Origin of the sequence: Mesorhizobium sp. M7A.F.Ca.CA.002.09.1.1 (assembly GCF_003998555.1) — a bacterium.
Lineage (GTDB): Bacteria > Pseudomonadota > Alphaproteobacteria > Rhizobiales > Rhizobiaceae > Mesorhizobium > Mesorhizobium ciceri.
In genome coordinates this window covers 1-4,476 of sequence record NZ_RZRR01000448.1, presented here as the reverse complement: position 1 = coordinate 4,476, position 4,476 = coordinate 1, and the positions used below count along the sequence as shown (strand labels likewise).

The 4,476-nt window shown below is 66.4% G+C and carries 1 protein-coding gene; it reads right to left on the bottom strand.

Annotation, left to right across the window (positions count from 1 at the left end):
• Positions 1-4,475 (bottom strand): translocation/assembly module TamB (locus tag EN994_RS19335; protein ID WP_127307728.1); only part of this gene is annotated, 4,475 nt, incomplete at its 3' end.
• Position 4,476 lies beyond the last annotated feature (1 nt).

Sequence of the window (4,476 nt, the reverse complement as noted above, 5' to 3'; positions counted from 1 at the left end):
GAGAAACTGTTGGCGAGCGACATCGGCACCCGCGCCAGCGTCGCATTGATGTCGAGCGCCGTGCCGACCTTGCCGGTCACCGTCGCCGTACCACCGCCAAGGTTGAGCACGAGCCGGTCCAGCGTCGTTGTGCCGTTGGCAATGCTGACGGTCGAGGCCTGGGCGATGGCCGTCTTGATGCCCTGGACAGTCGCCTGGCCGGAGGCAAGCTCGATGGTCGTCGTGCCGTTGGCCACTTTCACCCGGCCGGCGGCCTGTGCCGGAATGCCCTTGACGGTTGCGCCGCCGGAGAAGCCGGTCCAGTCGCCGTCGCGCTTCAAGTCGACATCGATGCCGCTGATCACGGTGCCGCCCGACGTGACGGTGTCGGCGCGGATCTTTCCGGAGATCACGGGCGCCGCCAGATAGTTGGCGACCAGCGCATCGATCGAGACGGCTTTCGCCTGCAGGTCGCCGCGCGTAATCGATGCTGTCGCCGCCTTGATTGCGACCTGTGGCGCATTGCCGTTCTTCGAAAAGGCGATCGTGCCGCGCACATCGCCTTCGGCCTTCTCCAGGGCAAGTGCTGCCAGCGGGCCGATATCGGGCAGGTCGAGCGCGATGGTGCCGACCGGCACGAACTTTTCATCCAGCGCCAGATCGCCGGAAATCCTGTTCTTGCCGAGCGACAGCAGCAGGCCATTGATGGCGCTCTTGCCGTCCGCCGTCGCCAGCACGGCACTACCTTGCAGCGCCTGGCCGGCGACATTGCCGGTCAGCTGCACATTCGCCGCCGGATTGGCGGCATCGGCCTTGCCGGTGGCGGTCAGCTTCAGCCCGGTGATCTCTCGCGCCGCCACGAGAAGGCGGTCGCTGTCGATGGTCAACGACAGGTCCGGCGCCGCGGCCGGGCCCTGCGCGTTCAACGCAAAAGCGATGGCGCCCTTGGCGTCTTTCGACAGCAGCGAGATATCGCTCAGCGCACCCTTGATGTCGGCGGCCACCTTGTTGTCGGCAAGGCTGGCTTGCCCGTCTGCGGTCAGCGCGCCCGAGGTCAGCTTCAATCCGCCTATAGCGATACTGCCGTTGGGGTCGCGCTTCAGCGTGGCGCTGATCTCAGCGCGTTCGCCAAGCATGCCGCGTGCCGCCGCCGGCAAGGCCGACGATGGGGCATCCGCCTTCAGATTGAGGTCGATGGCACCGTCACGCAGCGATACCTGGCCGGCAACCTGGCTGTTCAGCGCATCGCTCTTGAGCGAGCCGCTGTCTATGGCAACCGCATCGGCTGTCAGGCGACCGCTGAGCGCCGCCGTGACCTTGCCGGCGATCAGCGGCGCAATCACCGGATTGTCGAGACCGACCTTGTCCACCGACACTGTGCCGGAAACTGGCCCTGCGCGGTTCTTCAGATCGAACGCATCCGAGTGCAACGCCAGGGCAAGCCCGTCCACCCTCGCTGGACTGGTGACGATCGAGGGCAGGATCGCAGAGACATCCAGGCGGGCCCGCGTGCTCTCGCCCGCCACCTTTGCCGACAAGGACCGGATTTCGATCTTGACCGGGCTCCCGGCGCTGCCGACAATCAGGGGCAGGCTGGGGCCGGATGAGATGAGATCGAGCGCAAAATCGCTGGCGCCGTTCGGATTGAGGGTGCCGGCTGCCTTGCCGGAAATCTTGTCACCGGTCAGTGTCGCCTGATGGAGCACCACGCCGCCGGCCATGGTGTAACTGCCTGCCGCGTCGACAGCCAGCGCTCCGAGCCCCGCCTGGCGAGTCTGGCTGGTTTCGACGCCAGCCAGTTGCGCATTGAAGCGGACATCGGGAGCGGCCGGCGGCCCGGTCACTCCAGCCGTGCCGCTGAGCGTGCCGACGGCGTCGAGGCCGGGCGAAAATTCATTGGCGAGCGCCGCGGGCAGTGCCGAAAATTGCGCCGCGAGGTCGAGCGTCTGACCGGCAGTGCCCGACAGCGTCACCGAACCGCCGCCGACATCGAGCGCCAGTTTCTCGATGCTGGCCGTGCCGTTGGCGATGCTCAGTGTCGACGCCTGAGCGATTGCGGCCTTGATGCCGCGAACCGTCGCCTCGCCCGAGGTAATCTCGACGCTCGTGTTGCCGTCGGCGATCTTCACCCGGCCGGCAGCGGTCGCCGGAATGCCCGCTATGGTGGCGCCGCCGGTGAAATTGGTCCAATCGCCGTCGCGCTTCAGGTCGACGCCGATGCCGCTGATTTCGGTGGTTCCGGAAGTGACGCTGTCAGCCTTTATCGAACCGGCGATCGCCGGCGCCTTGAGATAATTGGCGATCAGCGCATTGACGGTGATGGCCTTGGCCGTCACGTCGCCACGCGCGATCGAAGTGCTCTTCGCATCGATCGCGACGGAGGGCGCGTCGCCCTCCTTGGCAAAGCCGATGGTGCCGTCGATGTCGCCCGTCACCGCCTGGCCGGCGAGTGCGGCCAACTGGTCGATAGCGGGCGCGTCGAGCGTCAGCGTGCCGAGCGGCATGTACTTGTCGTCCAGCGCGAGATCGCCCGAGACCTTGTTGTCGCCCAGCGAGACCAGGAATCCGTTGATCGAACGCTTGCCCTCGCTTGTCACCAGTGCTGCCTTGATATCGAGCGGCTGGTCGTTGACGGAGCCGGTCAGCGATACGTTGGCGGCGGGACTGGTGATATCGGCCTTGCCGCTCGCCGTCAGCTTGATGCTCTTCACCGTGCGGCCCGATGCCGTCAGGCTGTCGCTATCGGCGGTAACGGTGAAATCCGGCGCCGTCATCGCGCCGCTTGCCGACAGCGCGAAATCGACGCCACCGGCAACCGGCACGCCGACTGTCGGCGACAGCACGGAAACGTCGCCCAATTTGCCCTTGATGTCGGCCCGGATGTCGGTGCCCTGCATGCTGGCCGTGCCGGCGGCGCTGAGCGTGCCGGACGTGAATTCGATCGAGTTGGCGGCGAAGGATCCCTGCGGATCGCGGGCCGCGGTGGCCGAGAATTTCACCCGAGCGCCAAGCACCGAGGCGATCTGCGGCGGAAAGGCCGTCGCCACGGCATCCGCGTTCATCTTCAGCTGCATCGACAGGTCGGCAAGCGCCACCGTCGCCGTCAGAGAGGCGTTGAGCGCGTCGGAGCGCAGCGTGCCCTGGTCGATGGCAATGGCATCCTTGCTGACCGACCCGGCCAGATCGACATCGATCTTGCCGGTGATCAGCGGCGCCAGCGTCGCCACGTCGGTGTTGAGGCCACCTGCCTGCAGCTTGACGGTGACCGGCCCGGCGCGGTTCTGGATGTCAAAGCCGTCGGAATGGATCTGCGCCGCCAGATCATCCAGCCGCGTGCCGCCGGCGACGATGGAGACGAAGGAGGCGCCGATGTCGATGATCGGTGCCTTGCCGTCGCCGAAGGCGCGGGCGGTGGCATTGCTGATCGCCAGCGTGATCGGTTGCGCCTTGCTGCCGACGCTGATCACAACGGGCGGACCCTTGGCGGCGAGTTCGATCGAGAGGTCGCTGGCGCCGGCAGGATCGACAATGCCGGTCGCGGTGCCGTGCACCGCATCGCTGTCGATGTTGGCGCGGTCGACACTGACGCCACCGGCCGATGTGGCGGTGCCGGCGACATCGAAGCTGGTCTTGCCGGCAAACAGCGGCTTGAGATTCTCAGGCAGGAAGCGAGCGAAATCGCCGTCGCCCTTGGCCTCAACATGATTACCCTTGTCGGTCAGTTGGTGCCGGCCTGTCAGCTGGGTGACGATCTTGCCGTCGACCGAGAACGTGCCGATGCCGTTCCAATTGGCGAGCGGCCCGGTGCCCGAGACAATTATGTCGACCGGCGGCGTATCGGGCAGCTTGAGCAGATTGGCGATGATGCCGCCTGCCGGCTCCGAGGCCTTGAGGTCAAGATCGAGCCTGTTGTCCGCCGGCGCAAAGTGGATCTTGGCATCGACATTGCCTTGCTTGCCGTCATGGCGGGTGACGTTGAGCACCGTCTCGACCGCCAGCGGCGCGGCGTCGGCCTTGAGCATGCCCCTGGCGGCAAGTTCGGCGATGCCGCTGCCGGCCAGTTGCTGGCCAAGCGCGATCTCGGGCAGGTCGATCTGCTTGATGTCGATGGAAACCGGCAGCGTCGTCGTGCCGCCGCTCGGCGCCGGCTGCGTGCTGGCCACCGGCAACCGGGCGAGTTCTATGCGCTCGGCAGCGATGCGGTCGGCGCTGAAGTTTTTCGACAGCAGCGCCAGCGGCGACCAGTCGACGGCCACCTTGCGCGCCACCAGCCAGGCACCCTCGCGATCCTCCAGCACGACATGGTCGACGCTGAGGGCTCCCGACCAGATGCCGTCTATGCCGCTGACCGTGATCTTGCGGTCGTCGGTCGATGCCAGCCGCGAAATGATGCCGGCGAGATTGTCGCGGCCGCGCTCGGTCTTGGTTAGCACCACCAGCGCGCCGATCGCTCCCGCAATCACGATCAGCAGGGTGGAGAGAACAATGCGGAGGATG